Source organism: Acidovorax sp. KNOB132 (assembly GCF_057541515.1).
On sequence record NZ_BAAJYT010000004.1, the window covers coordinates 22,909 to 42,898 of the forward strand.

Genomic DNA, 19,990 nt, shown 5'->3' on the forward strand with positions numbered 1-19,990 from the left:
CCATGACCGATTCCGCTTCACCCACCCGCCCGCCCCTGACCGTGCAGATGCACGCGGCCGACAACGTGGCCATCGTCGCCAACGACGGGGGCCTGCCCGCAGGCACGGTGCTGGCCTCGGGCCTGACGCTCGTCGACCGCGTGCCCCAGGCCCACAAGGTCGCCCTGGAAGACATCCCACAGGGCGCCGCCGTGCGCCGCTACAACGTGCCCATCGGCTACGCCATCCAGCCCATCCCCGCCGGCAGCTGGGTGCATGAGCGCCTGCTGCACATGCCCGAGGCCCTGTCGCTGGAGGGCCTGCCCCTGGCCACCGTGCGCCCCGAGCCCCTGCCCCCGCTCACCGGCTACACCTTCGAGGGCTACCGCAACGCCGACGGATCGGTGGGCACCCGCAACATCCTGGCCATCACCCAGACCGTGCAGTGCGTGGCCGGCGTCACCGAATTCGCCGTCGCGCGCGTCAAGGCCGAACTGCTTCCCCGCTTTCCCAATGTGGACGACGTGGTGGCGCTGGAGCACACCTACGGCTGCGGCGTCGCCATCGACGCGCCGGACGCCGTCATTCCCATCCGCACCCTGCGCAACATCAGCCTGAACCCCAACTTCGGCGGCGAGGTGATGGTGGTCAGCCTGGGCTGCGAGAAGCTCCAGCCCGAGCGCCTGCTGCCCCCGGGCAGCATCCCACTGGTGGACGAGCGCAGCGTGGCCGACGTGGGCACCAGCGCCGAACCCAAGCTGGACGTGGTCTGCCTGCAGGACGACGCCCACGTGGGTTTCATGTCCATGATCGACTCCGTCATGCGGCAGGCGGAAAAGCACCTGGAGCGCCTGAACGCCCGCCGCCGCGAGACCGTGCCCGCCGCCGAGCTGGTGGTCGGCGTGCAGTGTGGGGGCAGCGACGCCTTCAGCGGCGTCACCGCCAATCCGGCCGTGGGCTTTTGCACCGACCTGCTGGTGCGCGCGGGCGCCACCGTCATGTTCTCGGAAGTGACCGAGGTGCGCGACGGCATCGACCAGCTCACCTCGCGCGCCAGCACCCCGGAAGTGGCCCAGGCCATGATCCGCGAGATGGCCTGGTACGACGCCTACCTGGACAAAGGCCGGGTGGACCGCAGCGCCAACACGACGCCGGGCAACAAGAAAGGCGGCCTCTCCAACATCGTGGAAAAGGCCATGGGCTCCATCGTCAAATCGGGCAGCGCCCCGATCTCGGGCGTGGTCTCGCCCGGGGACAAGGCCACGCAGAAAGGGTTGCTGTATGCCGCCACGCCGGCCAGCGACTTCATCTGCGGCACGCTGCAGCTCGCGGCCGGCATGAACCTGCACGTGTTCACCACGGGGCGGGGCACGCCCTACGGGCTGGCCGAGGTGCCGGTGATCAAGGTGGCCACGCGCAGCGATCTGGCCCGGCGCTGGCACGACCTGATGGACATCAACGCCGGGCGCATCGCGGACGGGCAGGCGACCATCGCGGACGTGGGCTGGGAGATGTTCCACCTGATGCTGGAGGTGGCCAGCGGGCGCAAGAAAACCTGGGCCGAGCAGTGGAAGCTGCACAACGCCCTCGTGCTGTTCAATCCCGCGCCCGTGACCTGAGCGGCCCGGCGGCACCGGCCGCCGAACGCGATGACGGCGGCGTCACGCGCCGACGAGCGCGCGCACCCAGGCCGGCAGGTCCACGGCTTTCTTGCGCGGAAAGTCCACCCAGATGGTCGTGGCACCGCCCGCCGCGCACACCACGCCGGGCCGGTCCACGCGTTCCATCGTGCCCCAGGTCTCGAACGTGGTGCGCCCCGGGTCGCTCACATAAAGCTTGAGCAGCACCTCGGCCGGGTACTCAAGCTGCTGGTAGAAATTGCAGAAGGCATTCACGATCACTGGCCCCTGGCCCTGCGGGTCGGGATTGCAGCCCGCCGCGACCAGCCAGTCGATGCGGGCCGTCTCCAGATAGCGGAAGTACACGGTGTTGTTCACATGGCCCATGGCGTCCATGTCGCCCCAGCGCACGGGAAAGCGCATCGTGTGCACGAGCGTCTTGGCTTCGGGAATCTCGATCTTCATCGGCGGCCTCGGTTGGTGCCGGGCGTGCGGGGCGGAACGCGCTGCAGACGGCCCGGCGAAGACTGGCGTCCACCCGCACAGCGTATCGCACGGCAGTCCCTGCACAGCGACCTTTTCCGAAACATGAGCACGGCGGCCAAAGCGGGACGGTCGCTCGACCACCTCACGGCTGAAACGCAGCATCCACGCGGTCCCGGGGCCTGGCTGCAGGCGATCGGGCTGCCCCGGAAAACCTGAGCGGTAGGCGAGTAGCGCGTCCGGTCTAAAACTGAATAATCCTCAGAAAACGGAGCCCGGCGGCGTTGCCGGGCCACCGCCGTTTCTGGAAAGCCGCCTCCCATGTCCGAGATCCCCGCCTCCCCCGACCCCGCGCCCGCAGCAGCAGCCGCCGCCGCAGCCACCCTCCCCGTGCGCAAGCTCGAAGTGGACCTGCAAAAGGGCTTCGCCCGCCACTGGCACGGCGGCGATGCCTTCCGCACGCAGTTCTTCAATGCGCTGTCGATGAGCTTTCCGGTGGGCGAGCAATTCTTCATCGATTCCGTGCGCGATGCCACGCCGCTGCTGGGCAATCCCCATGGGCCGCTGGCCACCCGCTTCCAGGCCCTGCTGCGCGGCTTCATCGGGCAGGAAGCCACGCACCGGCATCTGCATGGGCTCTACAACGCCGAGCTGGAGCGCCAGGGCCTGCAGAACCACTGGCAGCACTGGGCGCGCGGACGCATCGCCCGCTTGCACCTGCGCACCAAGAATCCGCTGCACGCCCTGGCGGTCACCTGCGCCTACGAGCACTTCACGGCCCTGCTGGCCGATGGCACGCTGCGCCATGGGCGCTGGCTCGATGGCGCCGACGCCACGCTGCAGACCGTGTGGCGCTGGCATGCGGCCGAGGAGACCGAGCACCGTGCCGTCGCCTTCGACCTCTACCGCGCGGCGGGCGGCAGCAACGCCTGGCGGGTGCGCTGGTACTTGTATGTGGCGCTGGTATTCACCGTCGATGCGATGCGCCAGACGGTGCTCAACCTGCAGCGCGACGGCACGCTGTGGCGCCCCTCCACGGCCTGGAGTGCGCTGCGGTTCTTCTGGGGACGCGATGGCGTGGCCTGGCGCTCGCTGCCGGCGCTGGTGCGCTACCTGCGCAGCGACTTCCACCCCGATCAGGAGCACGCATCGCCCACGGCCGCGGCGCTGGCCCAGCAATGGCTGCAGGCGAACGCCGAGCGCTTTCGCGTGGTGGGGCGCAGCTGACCCTCGTTACTATTATTTTTATAGCAAAACGCCCTAGTTCCCATTGCGCTGGAGGGCGATTTGGCTTGAAGACCCGCGAAGGCTCATCGCGCGGGTGAACCGGCAAATTCGCCGCGCTGCAGCTGCGACACATCGTTGCCCCGCGCGTCCCTGGCGCCGAGATCCGCGCCTTTGGCGGCCAGGGCCTGCAGCAGTTCGGTCCGCTGGAACAGGGCGGCGTACATGGCAGCGGTCTGGCCGGCGTTGTTGCGCTGATCGGGGGCGCAGTCGGCCTGCACCAGCCGCCGCGCGATCGCCACCTCGCCCTTGAAGATTGCGCCCATCAGGGCGGTGTTGCCGCGCAGGTCCTGCACGCAGGGGTCGGCGCCGGCCTTGAGCAACTGCTCCACCACCTCGCGGTGCCCGTGGTAGGCCGCCAGGATGAGCGCGGTATAGCCTTTTTCATCGCGAACATTGAGGTCGTAGCGGGCGGCGATGAACTCACCCAGCATGTCGCGCCGGCCCTCGCGGGCCGCATCGAAGAAATAGCGGCGCAACTGCCGCTGGACCTGGGCCGGATCGGTCGGGGCTGCCGGCTCGGCCCCCGCCGCGGCTGCGGGTGGCGACGCAGATGCCGCCGCTGCCGTGCGTGGGACCGCACTGGGGGCCGCACTGGGGGCCGCACTGGGGGCCGCACCCGCTGCGCCAGCCGCCATCGCGCCCATGCACAGCACGGCCAGCACCCAGTGGCGCGATTGATGGGAAAGGGACATGCCGATCTCCTTGAAATGGGGGGACGGTCGTGGGAGGGGCACCGCCAGCGGCGCCCCTCGATGCAGCACGCGGGCGCCAGACGGCCCCCACGCGTGCATCGCATGCCCCGCGTCAGTCCTGCAGCGCCGAGGCCAGTTGCTTCACGCGGGCCAGGTCGCCCTTGGCCACGCGGGCCACGCCCGTGCCGTACTCGGGATCGGCCTTGTACAGGAACGACAGGATGATGTGCTTGCTCTCGGCATCGGCGCCGGCCAGCGATTCGCCGAAGCTCTGGATCAGGTCCTCGCGGTCCTTCTTGCCGTAGCTGCGGTACAGATCACCGGCCTGCTTGAAGTTCTGCTCCTTGCCGATCTTGGCCTGCTGCGTGGTGCCGGACAGCGGCAACTGGCTGTAGCGCGCCGCCGAGACCTGCGGGCGGGGCTCCAGGCGGCTGGGCTCGTAGTTCACGCCGCTGGTCGTCTGCCCGAAGTTCAGCGTGCCGTCCTGGTTGCCGTTGTTCACGCCGACGCGGGGGCGGTTCACCGGCAGGCTCAGGCCGTTGGTGCCCACCCGGTACAGCTGCGTATCGGCGTATGAGAACACGCGGCCTTGCAGCAGGCGGTCTTCCGAGGGCTCGATGCCGGGCACCACGTTGGCGGGCGCCATGGCGACCTGTTCGGTTTCCTGGAAGAAGTTGTCCACGTTCTTGTTCAGCACCATCTGGCCGATCTTGCGCTCAGGCACATCGGGCCAGATCTTGGTGGCGTCCAGCGCGTTGAACTCGAACTTGTTCAGGTCCTCGGGCTTGAGCACCTGCACGTACAGGTCCCACTTGGGGAAATCGCCCTGCTTGATCGCGTTGACCAGGTCGTTGGTCATGTGGCTGTAGTCCTTGGCCTGGACGGCGGCGACCTGCTTGGGGTCGAGGTTCTTCAGCCCCTGCAGGCTCTTCCAGTGGAACTTCACGTAGTGCACCTGGCCCTGGCTGTTGACCAGCTTGTAGGCATGCACTCCGTTGCCGTCCATGAACCGGTAGCCGGCGGGCGTGCCCTCGTTCGAATACAGCAGCGTGAGCGTGCGCGTGGCCTCCGGCACGTGCGAGAAGAAGTCGAAACGGCGGGAATCGTCGTCCAGGTTGGTGCGGGGGTCCGGCTTGAACGCATGCACCATGTCGGGAAACTTGATGGCGTCGCGGATGAAGAAGGTGGGAAAGTTGTTGCCCACCAGATCCCAGTTGCCCTGGCTCGTGTAGAACTTGGTGGCGAAGCCGCGGGGGTCGCGCAGCGTCTCGGGGGAATGGTTGCCGTGCACCACGGAAGAGAACCGCACGAACACCGGGGTGCGTTCGCCGGCGCTGAACACCTTGGCCTGGGTCAGCGAAGAGAGGTCTTCCGTCGCCACGAACTCGCCGCGCACGCCGGTGCCGCGGGCATGCACGACGCGCTCGGGGATGCGCTCGCGATCGAAACGCTGCAGCTTCTGGATCAGCTGCACGTCCTGCAGCAAGGTGGGGCCGTTCGGGCCGGCGGTCTGCGAATTCTGGTTGTCGCCCACCAGGGCGCCGTTGTCGCGCGTGAGGGCGGATTGGGCGAACGCCGCAGGCGCTACCAGCACGCCTTGCAGCACCAGCGCTGCGGTGAAGATTTTTCTGGTTGTCATGGAAACTCCGCTCCAGTCGTTAAGGGAAGCGAATGATCCACGTGGCGGAATGTGGCTCACAAGGGGGGTTTGGCTATGGCCGCGATGAATATTGCCGATGGGCCCCTCACAACCCTTTGGATGGAGTGCCGTCAATGCAGGAAATCGCACGGATGGACGCTATTAAAAAAATAGCAATCTGGAAATTCGAACACCCCTGTGGTCGCTTTTTATTACATATCCGAAGCGCTTTCCGGGGTCTTTCGGTTAATTGCGGTCAGTCAAGCCAGCCCAGCAACGCCGCCTTGACCGCGGCCGCCGTCTTGTTGGGCGTCTGCAGTTTGGCAGTGGCGTTCTTGAGGTGAAACCGCACCGTGTTTTCGGAAACGTCCAGAATCTGCGCAATATCCGCCATGGTTTTCCCATCCGCCGTCCATTTGAGGGCTTCCAGTTCGCGCGGGGTCAGGAACGCCTTCTGGCGGGTGCCGTGCAGGGCTTTCATGGCACGGCCCATGGCCTCGTACGAGGCGCTTGCAAGGAACGACATGCGGGGCTCGTTCGCCTTGAGTTCCTCCTCTGCCAGGGGGACACGGGAGCGCACCAGGGTCAGAACGCCGCGCAGGCTGCCCGCGCTCTGGTTGGCCTGCGACCAGCCGACCTTCAGCCCATGGGACTGCGCTTCACGCCACAGTTCGGGCGCCGAGGCGAAAAGCTCGTCGCTCCAGACCACGGGCCGCTCGGATTTGCGGCAATGGGCCACGGTGGGATCGATATGGTGGTATTCGGCGACGGAATATCGCCTTTGCCACGCTTCCGGAAAATCGTCCACCTGGACCACCTGCGGGCGGGAGATGGGGACGGGAATGTAGAGGGTATACGCGCATCGCTCGAAACCCAATTCCGTCGCCGCGGACTTGATTTTGCTGAAGATTCTGTTCTTGCACGTCTCATTGGAGAAACATTCAGAAACCTTGTGCTGCCACGACTGCACTGCCATCACCACCCCTTTTTGATTAACTATTGATTAATCAGTCTACCCAGCAATGTTTTGGGAGGGCGCCCTTTTGCCATGCCGATTGGGATGCGCAATATGAAAACCGTGCATAACCCCACCCGATTCCAAGGACGCGCGGGGGGGCCGGGCAGGACTCAGCGGTGGGCCTGGATGGTCGCCAGAATGCCCAGGGTGAACATGCCGCACGCGGCCCATTGGGCAGGCGCCGGCCAGTGGCCGTCCCAGGCGAAGGAATAGAAGAGAGCGAACAGGGTCTCGCTCACGATCAGCTGGCCGCACAGGCTGGCGGACAGGCGCTGGCTGGCCACATTCCAGAGGATGGTGGCCAGCCAGGTCGCGCCCAGCCCGATCGCAAGGCAGACCAGCACAAAGGCGCCGAAACCTGGCTGCGCCGCCAGTTCTGCCAGAGGCGTGCCCTTCACCCCCCACAACAGCCATCCCCCCAGGCCCGTGGCCACGCCCAGCCAGTTGGCCCATTGGGTTGCGCCCACCTCCGGGTGGCGCTGCACCCAGGCCGAATTGAGGATGGCGAACGCCGTCCAGAAGACCAGTGCCACCAGCACGATGCCGATGCCGCGCCACCAGTACGCCCCGCCACCCGCAGCTGGCGATCCGCCCTCCCCGTGCGGCGCGAACGCCATCAGCGCCAGGCCCGCCAGGGTCAGGGCCAGCCCCGGCACCAGGGCCACCCAGCGCAGCCCCTTCGGCTTGCCCAGCAGCATGACCCACACCGGGATGGTGCCGATGATGAGGGCCGGCACCTCCACCCCCGCATCGCGGATCGCCAGCACCAGCAGCAGGTAGTAGCCAGTGAATCCCAGCACGCTCAGGCCCAGGGCGGCCCCGACCTGGCGGGCGGTGGGCCAGCGCACCGCCCGGCGCGTGCCGGGGCGCAGGCCCCAGAGCAGCATGCCCACGGCCATGGCGCCGTAGGCCACGAAACGGCCAGCGGTGAGGTCCACCGACGCGAACCCGGCCGCCATGCGCGGCGCGACGAACACCAGCCCCCAGAGCGCGCCCGCGGCGAGCCCTGCCAGGATTCCAGTCAGCATCGGCCGGCGGTCAGACCGCGAAACCGTCGTCGGCGGCGATCACCGCGCCGTTCACGAAGTGGCTCTGGTCGCTGGCCAGCATCACGATGAGAGCATCCAGATCCTTGGGCTGCCCCACGCGCTTGCGCGGCAGCATGTCCAGGAGCTTGCGGCCCTGCTCGGTCTGCCAGTGGTGGTGGTTGATCTCGGTGTCGATGTAGCCCGGGCACAGGGCGTTGACCGTGATGCCGAAGCGGCCCCATTCGAGCGCCATGGCACGCGTCATGTGCACCACGGCCGCCTTGCTCATGCAGTAGGCACCGATCTGCGGCAGCACCTTGAGGCCGGCCATCGAGGCGATGTTGATGATGCGCCCGCCGGTGAAGCTGCCCGGCGCCGCCCCGCGCGAGCGCGCCAGCATGCGCTTGCCGACCTCCTGCGCCACGAAGAAGGCGCCCTTCACGTTGGTGTCGAAGATGAAGTCGAAATCCTCGGGTTCCACGTCCTGCAGGCGCTGGGTGGTGGAGACGCCCGAGTTGTTGACCAGGATGTCGATGGAGCCCATCTCCGTCTCGGCGTGGGCCACGGCCGCCTTGATGGAGTCGTGGTCGGTCACGTCCAGCTCGATCACATGGGCGTCGCCGCCCTCGCCTTCGATGCGCGCGCGCAGCTCCTTGAGCTTTTCCACGCGCCGGCTGGCCAGCACCACGCCGGCCCCTGCGGCGGCCAGCGTGCGGGCGAACTGCGCGCCGAGCCCGCTCGATGCCCCGGTCACGAAGGCGACGCGCCCTTCCAAATCGATGCTGTAAGCCATGGGATGTCTCTCTTGTCAGAAAATAGAACGATCGTTCGATTGTCGGTTTTCCGTGAATACAATCTGTCCGACCGACGGACTGCGCGCAGGCCAGTCGCCCGCGGCGGATCACCCATTATCAAACCACCACGAGACACCCATGACCCCAGAAGAAATCCTCGCCCAACACGGCCCCCGCGAAGCCATGGAGTACGACGTGGTGGTCGTCGGCGGCGGCCCCGGCGGCCTGGCCACCGCCATCCGGCTCAAGCAGCTCGCCACCGAAAAAGGCCAGGACATCTCGGTCGTGGTGCTGGAAAAGGGCTCCGAGACCGGCGCGCACATCCTGTCGGGCGCCATCATGGACCCGAAGGCGCTGACCGAGCTGATCCCCAACTGGAAGGAACTGGGCGCGCCGCTCAACCAGCCCGTCACCGACGACGCCATGATCTTCCTGGGCGAAAAGTCGTCCTGGCGCACCCCCAATTTCCTGCTGCCGCAGTGCTTTCAGAACCACGGCAACTACATCGTGAGCCTGGGCAACGTGGTGCGCTGGCTCACCACCCAGGCCGAAAACCTGGGCGTGGAGATCTTCCCCGGCTTTCCGGCCGCCGAAGTGCTCTACAACGAAGACGGCTCGGTCAAGGGCGTGGCCACCGGCAATCTGGGCGTGAGCAAGGAAGGCGAGCCCACCGCCGACTTCCAGCTGGGCATGGAACTGCACGCCAAGTACACGATCTTCGCCGAGGGCGCGCGCGGCCACCTGGGCCGCCAGCTCATCAGCCGCTTCAAGCTGGACCAGGGGCGCGACCCGCAGGCCTACGGCATCGGCGTGAAGGAGCTCTGGGAAATCGACCCCAAGCGCCACCAGCCCGGCTTCGTCATGCACACGGCCGGCTGGCCCATGGACAGCGACACCTACGGCGGCGCGTTCCTCTACCACGCCGAGGACAACAAGGTCACGCTGGGCTTCATCACCGGGCTGGACTACTCCAACCCCTACCTGAGCCCGTTCGAGGAATTCCAGCGCTGGAAGACGCACCCCAACATCCGCTACTACCTGGAAGGCGACGAGGCCAAGGGCATCAAGCCGGCCAAGCGCATCGGCTACGGCGCACGCGCCATCACGGCCGGCGGCCTGCTGTCGCTGCCCAAGACGGTGTTCCCGGGCGGCGCGCTGGTGGGCTGCGAGGCGGGCTACCTCAACGTGAGCCGCATCAAGGGCAGCCACGCGGCCATCAAGACCGGCATGCTGGCGGCCGAAGCGGCCTACGACGCGGTGCACGCGGGGCGCCAGCACGACGAACTCACGGCCTACCCCGAGGCGTTCGAAAAGAGCTGGCTCTACGCCGAGCTGAACAAGGCGCGCAACTTCAAGGCGTGGTTCAAGAAGGGCCTGGCCACCGCCACGCTGATGAACGGCATCGAGCAGTTCGTGCTCAAGGGCAACATTCCCTGGACGCTGCACCGCGACAAGCCCGACCACGCCTACCTGAAGCCCGCCGCCGAGTGCAAGCCCATCGTGTACCCCAAGCCTGACGGCAAGCTCACCTTCGACCGGCTGTCCAGCGTGTTCATCAGCAACACCAACCATGCCGAGAACCAGCCGGCGCACCTGACGCTCAAGGACCCGAGCGTGCCGGTCAATATCAACCTCGCCAAGTACGCCGGCCCCGAGGCGCGCTACTGCCCCGCCGCCGTGTACGAGTTCGTGCCCGACGAGGCCAAGGGGGGCGATGCCCAGCGGCTGCAGATCAACGCGCAGAACTGCGTGCACTGCAAGACCTGCGACATCAAGGATCCGACGCAGAACATCGTCTGGGTCACGCCCGAAGGGGGCGGCGGCCCGAACTACTCCGGCATGTGATGCCTCCCCCGCCCTCGCCACGGCGACCCGAAGGGCCTGCGTTGCAGGCCCTTTTTTCGTGGCGATTCCGACGGCCTTTGCAGGAACGCGCCTACAGGACCCTCCTGACCTGCGGGCGAGACTGTCTGGCCTTTCCGCGCCGCGCACTGCAGCGCAGTATCAAGAACCACCACGCCATCGAAGCAGGAGACCCCATGGCCCGTTCCCCCGCCCCACGCTACCGCACCCACCGTCGCCCGCTCTGGCCCCTGGCCTTGGGCGCAGCCGCCGTGGGGGCAGCGCTGGCATTCTCGGCCAGCGCATCCGTGCGGGCCCCGCGGGGCATCGAGGTGGTGGAGGATTTCAACGTGGACCGCTATGCCGGGCACTGGTACGAGCTGGCCCGCATCGACCACCGTTTCGAAAAGGGCCTGGTCCAGACCAGCGCCCACTACAGCCGGGGCCCGGACGGATCGGTGCAGGTGCTCAACCGCGGGTTCGATCCGGCCCGCAAGCGCTGGCGCGAATCGCGCGGCCGGGCGGTGTTCATCGGCCGCCCCGACCAGGCATCGCTCAAGGTGTCGTTCTTCGGCCCCTTCTACGGCGGCTACCACGTGGTGGCGCTGGACGAGGACTACCGCTGGGCCATGGTCGTGGGCGCGAGCCTCGACTACCTGTGGATCCTCTCGCGCACCCCCACCCTGCCCCGCGGCGTGCGCCCCCGCCTGCTGGCCCAGGCGCGCGCGATGGGCGTGGACATGGACCGCATCGTCTGGGTGCCGCAGGACGAGGACGGTGCCGTGCGCATCGCAGCCTGACGCGGCACGGCGCCAACGTCGCACCCCATTGCTCCCGAATTAATAGCATCCAAGGCAATAAGATCTAGGGCAATCGGCACTTTTCAGCACAAACCGATTGCCTTGGCCCGTCCGAGTCCCCCCCGGCACCTCCACGGTCACTGCGCGAACAAAGGCAGGTCGGCCCGCTTGAGCGTGCGTAGCACGAAGCTCGACCGGCTGTGGCGAATGCCCTTGATCTTGTAGAGCTTCTCGCGCAGCAGCCGCTCGTAATCGCGCGTGTCCTTGACCACCACGCGCAGCAGGTAGTCGTAATCGCCCGACACCAGGTGCGCCTCGATGACCTCGGGAATGCTGGCCAGGGTTTCGCCGAACTTCTCCAGCGTGTTGTCCGAATGGCTGTCGAGCGTGACCTGAACCAGCACCGTGTCGTTCAGATCGAGCGCCTTGGGGTTCAGGCGCACGGTGTAGCCCTCGATCACGCCCGCCTCCTCCATCTTCTTGATGCGGCCCCAGCAGGGCGACGGGCTCAGGCCCACGGCGTTGCCGATCTCCTGCAGGCTGGCGCGGGCGTCGGCCTGCAGGACGGAGAGGATTTTTCTGTCGAGGCGGTCCATGCACTGCATTGTTCTCCCAATTCACATATTTCAGAAGAATTTTCTGCAAATCTGGCATTTTTGAAGAAATTCAGAAAATCCATCCAGTGCCCGCACCGCATACTTCATCCATCAAGGCGCCCTTACCGGGGCGCACGAAACAGGCAGGGCCCCGGCGGATTACCGTTCGCCGGGGCGCTTGGCTTTCGAAAGCATGGCCTTCTGGATACACGGCAAGCCCCCGCGCACACCGCGGTCGGATCGCCCGGCGCGCACCGGCGCTGCAGTTAGAATCCGCCCGGTCAGGAGAGAGCGCCGCCCCGTCACCGGGATTGCTGGCGCCGCCGAAGGCGCAGGGTGACCCCGAACGCTCAGGCAAAAGGACTGGCAAAACGCCCGCAGGGATGCGGGCGTTCCCCTTGCTGGAGAGAGGTCCGCCGCGTGCGCGGGCCCACCGAAGGAGCAAGCCCCGCGCCGCCTTGGCACGTGGGTGAATCTCTCAGGTAAAGCGGACAGCGGGGCAAAGGCGTGGCCATGGGGCCGCGTTCCCATTTGCCCTTGCTGGAGATTGCCATGTCCGCCGCCGACGCCGCCCTGCTCACCACCCCGCTGAATGCCCTGCACCTCGAACTCGGGGCCCGCATGGTGCCGTTCGCCGGCTATTCCATGCCCGTGCAGTACCCCGCCGGCCTGATGGCGGAGCATCTGCACACGCGCCAGGCCGCCGGCCTGTTCGACGTGTCGCACATGGGCCAGTTGCGCCTGTTGGGCAGCGATGCCGCGGCCGCCTTCGAATCCCTCATTCCCGTGGACGTGATCGACCTGCCCGTGGGCAAGCAGCGCTACGGCCTGCTGCTGAACGACGAGGGCGGCATCATCGACGACCTGATGTTCATCAAGCAGGGCGAGGGCGACATCTTCGTGATCGTGAACGGCGCCTGCAAGGCCGGCGACATCGCCCACATCCAGGCCCGCATCGGCCAGCGCTGCGAGGTCGTCCCCATGCCCGACCATGCGCTGCTGGCGCTGCAGGGCCCGCAGGCCGTCGCGGCGCTGTCGCGGCTGGCGCCCGGCATCGAGCAGCTCGTCTTCATGACCGGCGGGCGCTACGAGATCGCGGGCTGCGAGGCCTTCGTCACCCGCAGCGGGTACACGGGCGAGGACGGGTTCGAGATCTCGGTGCCCGCATCGCAGGCCGAGGCGCTGGCACGCGCCCTGCTCGCACAGCCCGAAGTCAAGCCGATCGGCCTGGGCGCGCGCAACTCGCTGCGCCTGGAGGCGGGCTTGTGCCTGTACGGCAACGACATCGACACCACCACCACGCCCCCCGAAGCCGGCCTGAACTGGGCCATCCAGAAGGTGCGCCGCACGGGCGGTGCGCGGGCCGGCGGCTTTCCCGGCGCGACCAAGGTGCTGGCGCAGATCGACGACCCGGCCACCCTGGCGCGCAAGCGCGTGGGCCTCACGGCGCTGGAGCGCGTGCCCGTGCGCGAACACACCCCGCTGCAAGGCGCCGAGGGCGAGGCCCTCGGCGAGGTCACCAGCGGCCTGCTGGGCCCGAGCGTGAACCAGCCCATCGCCATGGCCTACGTGCCCCCGGCGCTGGCCGCCATCGGCACCCGCGTGCAGGCCATCGTGCGCGGCAAGCCGGTGCCCATGCAGGTGTGCGCGATGCCTTTCGTGGCGCCCCGCTACTACCGCGGCTGAAACGGGCAGCCGGGGCCACCGCCAAGGCGGCGGCCACCGCTACATTCCAGATTCCTTTTCTTCATTTTTCAGGAGCCCCCATGACCGTTCAATACTCCCGCGATCACGAGTGGATCGACGCCGCCGATGCCAACGCCGCCGTGGTCGGCATCACCGTCCATGCCCAGGATGCCCTGGGCGACGTGGTGTTCGTGGACCTGCCCGAAGTCGGCAAGACCTTCTCGCAGGGCGAAGTGGCCGGCGTGGTCGAGTCCGTCAAGGCCGCCGCCGATGTGTACATGCCCGTCTCGGGCGAGGTGGTGGAAGTGAACGAGGCGCTGCGCGCCGACCCCTCGCTCGCCAACTCCGATCCCTTGAACGCCGGCTGGTTCTTCAAGGTCAAGCTGTCCGAGCCGGCCCAGTTGTCCGGCCTGATGGACGAAACGGCCTACACCGATTTCGCCAAGAACGCCTGAGCCTTTTCCTTCCCCTTTCTTTTTCCGTCCACGGTCCTCTTCCATGCTGATGCAATCCGCCCTGCCGCTTGGCGCGCTTGAAAACGCCACCGAGTTCCTGCCCCGCCACATCGGCATCGACGGGGCGGACGAACAGCACATGCTCTCCGCCATCGGCGAGGCCTCGCGCCGCGCGCTGGTGGACGGCATCGTGCCGCGCTCCATCGCGCGCAGCCGGACCATGGACCTGCCGCCCGCCACGACGGAAGCCGCGGCACTGGCCGAACTGAAGGCCATCGCCGCACAGAACCAGGTGCTGCGCAGCTTCATCGGCCAGGGCTACCACGGCACGCACACGCCCGGCGTCATCCTGCGCAACATCCTGGAGAACCCCGCCTGGTACACGGCCTACACGCCGTACCAGGCCGAGATCTCGCAGGGCCGCATGGAGGCGCTGGTCAACTTCCAGACCATGGTGTGCGACCTCACGGCCATGCCCATCGCCAACGCCTCCATGCTGGACGAGGCCACCGCGGCGGCCGAGGCCATGACGCTGGCCAAGCGCTCGGTCAAATCGAAAAGCACGCGCTTCATCGTGGCCGGCGACGCGCACCCGCAGACCATCGAGGTGATCCAGACGCGCGCCGCGCCGCTGGGCATCGAGGTGGTGCTGGCCAATTCGCTGGCCGAGTGGAATGACGCGCTGGACGGCGACTACTTCGCCGTGCTGGCGCAGTACCCCGCCACCAGCGGCTGCATCGACGACCTGGCGGCCGATGCCGCCAAGGCGCATGCCAAGGGCGCGGCCTTCATCGCCGCGGCCGACCTGCTGGCCCTCACCCTCATCACGCCGCCCGGCGAATGGGGTGCGGACATTGTGGTGGGCACCACGCAGCGCTTCGGCATGCCCATGGGCGCGGGCGGCCCGCACGCCGCCTTCATGGCCTGCCGCGACGAGTACAAGCGCTCCCTGCCCGGCCGCCTGGTCGGCGTGAGCGTGGACGTGCACGGCAAGCCCGCCTACCGCCTGGCGCTGCAGACGCGCGAGCAGCACATCCGCCGCGAAAAGGCCACCTCCAACATCTGCACGGCCCAGGTGCTGCCCGCCGTGGTGGCCAGCATGTACGCCGTCTACCACGGGCCCCAGGGCCTGATGCGCATCGCCCAGCGCGTGGCCGCCTACGCCGCCATCCTGGCCAAGGGGCTGGAGCAACTGGGTGCGCCGCTGCGCCCGCAGGCCGCCTTCGACACGCTGTCGCTGCACACCGAAGGCGCGACGCAAGCCATCGCGGCCCGCGCCGTCTCGCTGGGCGCCAACCTGCGCGTCTATTTCGAGAACTACCTGTGCATCTCGCTGGACGAGACCACCACGCGTGCCGACATCGAGCTGCTGTGGAAGGTGTTCGCCCGGGACGGCCAGGCGCTGCCCACCTTCGCCGCCTTCGAGAAGGGCGTGGAGCCGCTGATCCCCACGGGGCTGCGCCGCACCAGCGCCTTCCTCACGCACCCGGTATTCAACACCCACCATTCCGAGACCGGCATGCTGCGCTACATCCGCCAGCTGTCCGACAAGGACCTGGCGCTGGACCGCAGCATGATCCCGCTGGGCAGCTGCACCATGAAGCTGAACGCGACCAGCGAGATGATCCCCATCACCTGGCCCGAATTCGCCAACGTGCACCCCTTCGCCCCGGCCGACCAGCAGCGGGGCTACCGCCTGCTCGACGAACAGTTGCGCGCCTGGCTGTGCGAGGCCACGGGCTACGCCGGCATCAGCCTGCAGCCCAACGCGGGCTCGCAGGGCGAATACGCCGGCCTGCTGGCCATCAAGGCCTACCACGCGGCCCAGGGCGAGGGCCACCGCAACATCTGCCTGATCCCCAGCAGCGCGCACGGCACCAACCCCGCCAGCGCCCAGATGGTGGGCATGCAGGTGGTGGTGACGGCCTGCGATGCCAACGGCAATGTGGACCTGGCCGACCTGCGCGCCAAGTGCGAGCAGCACAGCGCGCACCTGGCCTGCGTGATGATCACCTATCCCAGCACGCACGGCGTGTTCGAAACGCAGGTGAAGGAGCTGTGCGCGCTGGTGCACCAGCACGGCGGGCGCGTGTACGTGGACGGCGCCAACATGAACGCCCTGGTGGGCGTGGCCGCCCCCGGCGAGTTCGGCGGCGACGTGAGCCACCTGAACCTGCACAAGACCTTCTGCATCCCGCACGGCGGCGGCGGCCCCGGCGTCGGCCCCGTGTGCGTGGTGGCCGACCTGGTGCCCTACCTGCCGGGCCACCGCACCGCGGCCGCGCAAGGCGCCCTGGGTGACGACGCGAACGCTGCCAACGGCGTGGGCGCGGTCAGCTCCGCCCCGCTGGGCAATGCCGCCGTGCTGCCGATCAGCTGGATGTACATCCGCATGATGGGCGCCGAGGGCCTGCAGGCCGCGACCGAGACGGCCATCCTGTCGGCCAACTACATCAGCGCGCGCCTGAAGGACCACTACCCCACGCTGTACGCGAGCGCCAACGGCCACGTGGCCCACGAGTGCATCCTGGATCTGCGGGGCCTGAAGGAAACCAGCGGCGTGATGGCCGAGGACGTGGCCAAGCGCCTGATCGACTACGGCTTCCATGCGCCCACTCTGTCGTTCCCGGTGCCCAACACGCTGATGGTCGAGCCCACCGAGAGCGAAACGCTGTCCGAGCTGGACCGCTTCATCGACGCGATGATCGCCATCCGCGAGGAGATCCGCCAGATCGAATCCGGCGCCTGGCCGCAGGACGACAACCCGCTCAAGCACGCGCCCCACACGGCCGAGAGCCTGCTCGCCCCGGAATGGACGCGGCCCTACGCCCGCGAGACCGCGGCCTTTCCGGTGGACGCCTTGCGCCGCAGCAAGTACTGGTCGCCGGTCGGCCGCGTGGACAACGTCTGGGGCGACCGCAACCTGTCGTGCAGCTGCATTCCGGTGAGCGATTACGCGTGACGGCGAGGGGTGCGCCGGCCGCGCCACGGGCCCGGCCGGCCTGGCCCTCCAACATGGGGTGACAGGGCCGCGGGCAGACTCTTTAAGATCGCGGGCTACCTTTTTTCAGGAGATGCTTTCGTGCGAAATTCCTTGTGCGCCCTGCTTGCCGGGCTTGTGATCGTTCCCGCCGCCATGGCGCAGACCGCCCCCGTCACCCTGCCCAGCGGGCTGGTGTACGAGTCGCTGAAAGAAGGTACCGGCACCTCGCCCAAGGCCACGGACACCGTCAAGGTGCACTACAAGGGCACGCTGCCGGACGGCAAGGAGTTCGACAGCTCCTACAAGCGCGGCGAGCCCACCGAGTTTCCGCTCAACCGCGTCATTCCCTGCTGGACCGAAGGCGTGCAGCGCATGAAGCCGGGCGGCAAGGCCAAGCTGACCTGCCCGCCGGCCATCGCCTACGGCGAGCGCGGCGCGGGCGGCGTCATTCCCCCCAACGCCACGCTGAACTTCGAAATCGAACTGATCTCGGTCCGCTGACCCGTCCGAGGCCCCGCCATCCATGCTGCTCCAGGTCGGCGAGCTGGCCCGGCGCACCGGCCTCACGGTGCGCACGCTGCACCATTACGACGAGGTGGGTTTGCTCAAGCCCTCGGGCCGGTCCGGGGCGGGTTACCGCCTCTATAGCCCGTCCGACGTGCAGCGGCTGCACGGCATCCAGACGCTGCGACAGATGGGCCTGCCGCTCAGCGACATCGCGGCCCTGCTGGCGGGCGACGGCATGGCGCCCGAGCAGATCATCGGGCAGCAGATCCGCGCGCTGGACCAGCAGATCGCGCAGGCCACCGAGCTGCGCGGCCGCCTGTCGCTGCTGCGCGACGGGCTGGAGTCCGGCGCCGAGCCCGACATGGGCGACTGGCTGCAGGCGCTGGCGCTCATGGCCACCTATGGCAAATACTTCAGCGCGGCCGAGCTCAAGCACATCTTCTCCCATTGGCACCGCATCGAAGCGGACTGGCTGGTCGTCAGGGACCAGGTGCGCCAGGCCATGGACGAAGGCCTGCCGATCGATGCGCCCGCAGTCCAGGCGCTGGCCTACCGATGGATGGCGCTGATGCTGCACTGGATGGACGGCGACATGGACCTGCTGGAACGCTGGGGCCACATGTTCCGCACCGAGCCCAGCACCCAGGGCCGCAACCATGCGCCGCCGGGCGACATGATCCGGTACATCGAAGGCGCCATCCAGTTGCGCATGGACCTGCTGCTGCGCTACCTGGACCGTGACGACCTGCGCCGGCTGGGCCAGGTACACCACACGCAATGGCAGCACCTGGAACAGGAAGTGCAGCAGTTGCTGGACCAGGGCATTCCCCCGGGCCATCCGCGCGCGCGGGCGGCCGCCGCGCATTGGGACACCCTGTTCGGCACCCTTTGCCGCAACGACGCGGGGCTGCGCGCCAAGCTGATGCGCGCATCGGCCAGCGAGCCCCTGCTGCGCGCCGGCTCTCCCTTGAGCGAGCCCGTGCGCAACTACCTGCACGCCGTGCCGCGCCTGCCAGCCGCCGCGCCATCGCCCTGAAAAAAATGGCTTGACCCTCACGCTACGTGAGGCTTCACAGTCGGCCCCCATCGCTGCCCCTGCGCAGCCAACGGACCGACCCATGACCCCTTCGCCCCAACACCCGCGCGCCGCATTGCTGCAGGACTCCAACTTCCGCTGGATGGTCAGCGGCACGGCCCTCACTCTTCTGGGCGACCAGTTCACGCTCATCGCCCTGCCCTGGCTCGTGCTGCAGATGACCGGCGACACGCTGGTGCTCGGGACGGTGCTGGCCCTCATGAGCGTGCCGCGCGCGCTGTTCATCCTGATCGGCGGCGCCCTGGTGGACCGCCACTCGCCCAAGCAGGTGCTGATGCGCACCAAATACGCCAACCTGGCCTTGCTGGGCCTGCTCAGCGGGCTGGTGCTGACGGGTGCGCTCACGCTGTGGATGGTCTATGCGCTGTCGCTGGCCATCGGCCTGGCCACCGCCTTCAGCATCCCGGCCGGCACGGCCATGCTGCCGCACGTGGTGCCGCGCACGCAGTTGCAGGCGGCCAACGGCATCAGCATGGGCCTGCGGCAGCTCACGATGTTCCTGGGGCCACTGCTGGCCGGCCTGCTGATCGCCCTGTTCGGCGACGGCAGCCGTGCGGACGGCGCCGGCACCATGGCCAACGCAACGGGCATCGGCATTGCCTTCGGGCTCGATGCGCTCAGCTTCGGCGTGTCGGCCTGGACGCTGTCGAAAGTGCGCCTGCTGGCCACGGCGCCAGCCACATCCGCCAGTCCCAACCGCCCCGCCGGACAGGGCACCGCCCCGCCCGCGGTGCTGGCTTCGGTGGCGCAGGGCCTGGCGCACTTCTGGCGCGACCGCGAATTGCGCACCTGCTTTCTCTACTGGAGCGCCGTGGCGGTGCTCATCATGGGGCCGCTGCACATCGCCATGCCGGTGCTGGCGAGCAGCCTGCCCCACCTGGGCGCCGCCGCGTTCGGCGCGCTGGTGGGCGCCCACGGTGCCGGCACGCTCGCGGGCATGGTGGCCTCGGGCATGCTGCCGCGCCTGCGCTGGGGCAGCCTGGGGATGACGCTGCTGGCATTCGACGCCACCATCGGCCTGCTGTTCATGCCCATGGGCGTGATCGGCACCCTCTGGCAAGGGGTTGCGCTCATGCTGGCCATCGGCCTGCTGGGCGGCTTCATGCAGGTGCGCATCTTCACGTGGATCCAGCAGCGGGTGCCGCCGGCTCTCATCGGCCGGGCGATGGCGCTGTTCATGTTCATCTTCATGGGGCTGGCGCCGATCTCCGCCGCCGCCACGGGCTGGGCCATGAAGGGCATCACGCTGGCCCAGCTGTTCGCGGCCTGCGGCGGCGCGCTGGTGGCGGTGGCGGCGCTGGCCTTCCTGCTCACGCCGCTGCGGCAGGTGAACGACGCGCCGGGCACCGTGCCGCGCTGAACCGCGGCGTGGCGTCACCGGCCCGGTGGACGCTTGCCGATGGCCGGAAAGGGCTTCGCCGCGCCGCCGCGTGAAAGGCACTTCCTGCAGCAGGCCACCGGCTGGCCGGCACCCAGGGGCGGGCGT

Annotated in this window: 17 protein-coding genes and 2 riboswitches; of the genes, 10 read left to right on the forward strand and 7 right to left on the reverse strand. The window is 68.1% G+C overall.

Features of this window, described 5'->3' with window-relative positions:
* Nucleotides 1-2 precede the first annotated feature (2 nt).
* Nucleotides 3-1,598: a galactarate dehydratase gene (gene garD / locus AC27IO_RS01390; RefSeq protein ID WP_498736878.1), complete on the forward strand. Its 1,596-nt coding sequence runs from the start codon at nt 3-5 to the stop codon at nt 1,596-1,598.
* 42 nt (nt 1,599-1,640) lie between these two features.
* Here garD and AC27IO_RS01395 read toward each other — a convergent pair whose 3' ends face one another.
* Nucleotides 1,641-2,063: an acyl-CoA thioesterase gene (locus AC27IO_RS01395; protein ID WP_317358922.1), complete on the reverse strand. Its 423-nt coding sequence runs from the start codon at nt 2,061-2,063 to the stop codon at nt 1,641-1,643.
* A gap of 339 nt (nt 2,064-2,402) precedes the next feature.
* Between AC27IO_RS01395 and AC27IO_RS01400 the strand changes: the two genes are divergently transcribed.
* Nucleotides 2,403-3,308, forward strand: coding sequence for a metal-dependent hydrolase (locus tag AC27IO_RS01400; protein WP_498736881.1), 906 nt, complete (start codon nt 2,403-2,405; stop codon nt 3,306-3,308).
* Nucleotides 3,309-3,391: 83 nt separating this feature from the next.
* Here the strand turns inward: AC27IO_RS01400 and AC27IO_RS01405 are convergent, their stop codons facing one another.
* The 5 genes from AC27IO_RS01405 to AC27IO_RS01425 form a co-directional block, all read right to left on the reverse strand.
* Complete coding sequence (locus AC27IO_RS01405) at nt 3,392-4,060, reverse strand: ankyrin repeat domain-containing protein (protein WP_498736883.1); 669 nt, start codon at nt 4,058-4,060, stop codon at nt 3,392-3,394.
* 112 nt (nt 4,061-4,172) lie between these two features.
* On the reverse strand, nt 4,173-5,699 hold the full coding sequence (gene katB / locus AC27IO_RS01410; protein WP_487090559.1) for a catalase KatB: 1,527 nt from the start codon (nt 5,697-5,699) through the stop codon (nt 4,173-4,175).
* Between the two features lie 256 nt (nt 5,700-5,955).
* On the reverse strand, nt 5,956-6,675 hold the full coding sequence (locus AC27IO_RS01415; RefSeq protein ID WP_284430888.1) for an autoinducer binding domain-containing protein: 720 nt from the start codon (nt 6,673-6,675) through the stop codon (nt 5,956-5,958).
* A gap of 152 nt (nt 6,676-6,827) precedes the next feature.
* Nucleotides 6,828-7,745, reverse strand: coding sequence for a DMT family transporter (locus tag AC27IO_RS01420; RefSeq protein ID WP_498736886.1), 918 nt, complete (start codon nt 7,743-7,745; stop codon nt 6,828-6,830).
* Nucleotides 7,746-7,755: 10 nt separating this feature from the next.
* Nucleotides 7,756-8,538 (reverse strand): SDR family oxidoreductase, encoded by a 783-nt coding sequence (locus tag AC27IO_RS01425; protein WP_272563733.1) that lies wholly within the window; start codon nt 8,536-8,538, stop codon nt 7,756-7,758.
* 139 nt (nt 8,539-8,677) lie between these two features.
* On the opposite strand from AC27IO_RS01425, the gene AC27IO_RS01430 reads away from it, so the two are divergent.
* Complete coding sequence (locus tag AC27IO_RS01430; protein WP_284406895.1) at nt 8,678-10,384, forward strand: electron transfer flavoprotein-ubiquinone oxidoreductase; 1,707 nt, start codon at nt 8,678-8,680, stop codon at nt 10,382-10,384.
* A gap of 194 nt (nt 10,385-10,578) precedes the next feature.
* Entirely contained in the window at nt 10,579-11,181 is a 603-nt protein-coding gene (locus AC27IO_RS01435; RefSeq protein ID WP_284430885.1) for a lipocalin family protein, read from the forward strand.
* Between the two features lie 137 nt (nt 11,182-11,318).
* On the opposite strand, the gene AC27IO_RS01440 is transcribed toward AC27IO_RS01435, so the two are convergent.
* Nucleotides 11,319-11,777, reverse strand: a complete 459-nt coding sequence (locus AC27IO_RS01440) for an Lrp/AsnC family transcriptional regulator (protein ID WP_272563736.1) — start codon at nt 11,775-11,777, stop codon at nt 11,319-11,321.
* A 280-nt stretch (nt 11,778-12,057) separates the two neighbouring features.
* Nucleotides 12,058-12,145: riboswitch (glycine riboswitch) on the forward strand.
* Between the two features lie 23 nt (nt 12,146-12,168).
* A riboswitch (glycine riboswitch) is annotated at nt 12,169-12,282 on the forward strand.
* Nucleotides 12,283-12,329: 47 nt separating this feature from the next.
* Here AC27IO_RS01440 and gcvT point away from each other — a divergent pair.
* The 6 genes from gcvT (at nt 12,330) to AC27IO_RS01470 (ending at nt 19,864) form a co-directional block, all read left to right on the forward strand.
* Nucleotides 12,330-13,463 carry a glycine cleavage system aminomethyltransferase GcvT gene (gene gcvT, locus AC27IO_RS01445; protein WP_498736890.1) on the forward strand — a complete coding sequence of 378 codons (1,134 nt, stop codon included), beginning with the start codon at nt 12,330-12,332 and terminating at the stop codon, nt 13,461-13,463.
* An 80-nt stretch (nt 13,464-13,543) separates the two neighbouring features.
* Complete coding sequence (gene gcvH, locus AC27IO_RS01450) at nt 13,544-13,918, forward strand: glycine cleavage system protein GcvH (RefSeq protein WP_284426881.1); 375 nt, start codon at nt 13,544-13,546, stop codon at nt 13,916-13,918.
* Between the two features lie 43 nt (nt 13,919-13,961).
* Nucleotides 13,962-16,880, forward strand: coding sequence for an aminomethyl-transferring glycine dehydrogenase (gene gcvP / locus AC27IO_RS01455; RefSeq protein WP_498736893.1), 2,919 nt, complete (start codon nt 13,962-13,964; stop codon nt 16,878-16,880).
* A gap of 174 nt (nt 16,881-17,054) precedes the next feature.
* The gene (locus AC27IO_RS01460) at nt 17,055-17,402 is read left to right on the forward strand and encodes an FKBP-type peptidyl-prolyl cis-trans isomerase (protein WP_442867280.1); all 348 of its coding nucleotides are present in this window, start codon (nt 17,055-17,057) and stop codon (nt 17,400-17,402) included.
* Between the two features lie 22 nt (nt 17,403-17,424).
* Nucleotides 17,425-18,444 (forward strand): MerR family transcriptional regulator, encoded by a 1,020-nt coding sequence (locus AC27IO_RS01465; protein WP_498736895.1) that lies wholly within the window; start codon nt 17,425-17,427, stop codon nt 18,442-18,444.
* An 82-nt stretch (nt 18,445-18,526) separates the two neighbouring features.
* Entirely contained in the window at nt 18,527-19,864 is a 1,338-nt protein-coding gene (locus tag AC27IO_RS01470) for an MFS transporter (RefSeq protein WP_498736897.1), read from the forward strand.
* The last annotated feature ends 126 nt before the right edge of the window (nt 19,865-19,990 follow it).

Coding starts and splice junctions, on each gene's coding strand:
- garD (WP_498736878.1), top strand. CDS start 3: ATGACCGATTCCGCTTCACCCACCCGCCCGCCCCTGACCGTGCAGATG.
- AC27IO_RS01395 (WP_317358922.1), bottom strand. CDS start 2,063: ATGAAGATCGAGATTCCCGAAGCCAAGACGCTCGTGCACACGATGCGC.
- AC27IO_RS01400 (WP_498736881.1), top strand. CDS start 2,403: ATGTCCGAGATCCCCGCCTCCCCCGACCCCGCGCCCGCAGCAGCAGCC.
- AC27IO_RS01405 (WP_498736883.1), bottom strand. CDS start 4,060: ATGTCCCTTTCCCATCAATCGCGCCACTGGGTGCTGGCCGTGCTGTGC.
- katB (WP_487090559.1), bottom strand. CDS start 5,699: ATGACAACCAGAAAAATCTTCACCGCAGCGCTGGTGCTGCAAGGCGTG.
- AC27IO_RS01415 (WP_284430888.1), bottom strand. CDS start 6,675: ATGGCAGTGCAGTCGTGGCAGCACAAGGTTTCTGAATGTTTCTCCAAT.
- AC27IO_RS01420 (WP_498736886.1), bottom strand. CDS start 7,745: ATGCTGACTGGAATCCTGGCAGGGCTCGCCGCGGGCGCGCTCTGGGGG.
- AC27IO_RS01425 (WP_272563733.1), bottom strand. CDS start 8,538: ATGGCTTACAGCATCGATTTGGAAGGGCGCGTCGCCTTCGTGACCGGG.
- AC27IO_RS01430 (WP_284406895.1), top strand. CDS start 8,678: ATGACCCCAGAAGAAATCCTCGCCCAACACGGCCCCCGCGAAGCCATG.
- AC27IO_RS01435 (WP_284430885.1), top strand. CDS start 10,579: ATGGCCCGTTCCCCCGCCCCACGCTACCGCACCCACCGTCGCCCGCTC.
- AC27IO_RS01440 (WP_272563736.1), bottom strand. CDS start 11,777: ATGGACCGCCTCGACAGAAAAATCCTCTCCGTCCTGCAGGCCGACGCC.
- gcvT (WP_498736890.1), top strand. CDS start 12,330: ATGTCCGCCGCCGACGCCGCCCTGCTCACCACCCCGCTGAATGCCCTG.
- gcvH (WP_284426881.1), top strand. CDS start 13,544: ATGACCGTTCAATACTCCCGCGATCACGAGTGGATCGACGCCGCCGAT.
- gcvP (WP_498736893.1), top strand. CDS start 13,962: ATGCTGATGCAATCCGCCCTGCCGCTTGGCGCGCTTGAAAACGCCACC.
- AC27IO_RS01460 (WP_442867280.1), top strand. CDS start 17,055: ATGGCGCAGACCGCCCCCGTCACCCTGCCCAGCGGGCTGGTGTACGAG.
- AC27IO_RS01465 (WP_498736895.1), top strand. CDS start 17,425: ATGCTGCTCCAGGTCGGCGAGCTGGCCCGGCGCACCGGCCTCACGGTG.
- AC27IO_RS01470 (WP_498736897.1), top strand. CDS start 18,527: ATGACCCCTTCGCCCCAACACCCGCGCGCCGCATTGCTGCAGGACTCC.